The organism is Mesonia oceanica (assembly GCF_902499555.1).
Classification (GTDB): domain Bacteria; phylum Bacteroidota; class Bacteroidia; order Flavobacteriales; family Flavobacteriaceae; genus Mesonia; species Mesonia oceanica.
On record NZ_CABVMM010000056.1, the window covers coordinates 1 to 1,222 of the forward strand.

Annotated in this window: 1 protein-coding gene and 1 pseudogene; both read left to right on the forward strand. The window is 37.4% G+C overall.

Annotated features, from left to right (window positions below):
* On the forward strand, positions 1–246 hold a 246-nt coding region (locus FVB9532_RS19285; protein ID WP_194716600.1), incomplete at its 5' end, for a LytR/AlgR family response regulator transcription factor.
* A 378-nt stretch (positions 247–624) separates the two neighbouring features.
* Positions 625–1,222 (forward strand): annotated as a pseudogene (locus FVB9532_RS19290) (hypothetical protein); the annotation flags it as partial.

The window sequence follows — 1,222 nt, forward strand, 5'->3', positions numbered from 1 at the left end:
AGGTATACCGAATTTTATTTAACCGATGGGACAACGCTGGTTTCTTGCAAAAATATTGGAGACTATGAAAAGCTTCTTCCTTCCAATGTTTTTTTTAGGATACATAAAACTTATATAGTTAATCTAAATACCATCACAGAGATTGATAAAAAGCAGGGCCATGTTTGTAAACTAAAGAATGGCCAATCACTTCCCATATCAAAAAGAAAATACCTCGAGCTTGTTAAATTTCTCAACATGAATTAGGCTTCCGTTAAAACCTACCGAAGGTGTAACTAAAGGTAAATATCTTTAAATGTTCTAGTTACGCATTCCCTTTACTATCTTAAGGGAACGGGAATTGAAAAAACCACTACCACATAATCCAAGGACTCCTGCCCGTTAGTTACAAAGCTTTCAAGCTTTACGACTAAAAACACCTCAAATCTTTTTTAAAAAAAATACAAATTAAAGCTTTGTTTTTCAGCCACTTAATCAACCCCATTCCTAATACAACCCCTTTGCAGTGATGGCCGTAAAGAACGGGGCAACTACCGTTGATCACAATAGCAGCAGGTATCTGTTGATGATTTGATACTTTTGGTGTACCAAACTATGTTGGCTAATTAAAAATATATCTACAAAATGATCATCAGGACCTTTATCTTGATTTTGCTGATCTTCCCAAACTTTACTGTTGCCCAAGTTGGGATTGGCACCGCAGACCCCGATAGTTCTTCGATCTTAGAACTAAAATCCGACAATAGCGGTTTTTTGCTAACGCGAGTGTCCCTTACAAATGTTACAGACACCTCTACCATCCCTTCTCCCGCAGAAGGCTTGATAGTTTACAACCTGTCTTCAAATTGCAATATAATTCCAGGGCTATACTTATTTGACGGCTCAATTTGGAGAAAAATTAAATACAACAACAACATTACTTATCCTAGGTTAATAAAAGACCATATTGGGGTTAACAATATAACTTTTTCATTTATAAACTCTCAAAACCGTTGGGGTGATTTTACCTCGCTGTTTGATGGTGTGGACAATGTTCACTCAGGTTCTTTTCATGCAAAACGCAACGGAAACCCCTCAGGCGACTGGGGCTTTAAAATAAAATTACCAGCAGCCTATTTTATAACCCGCCTCATACTGGATGGACGCAATGACTGCTGTACAGACCGGATTGTTAACACTAAGATCAAGCTCTATAGATGTGGCTCTTTAAAATATACTTCCC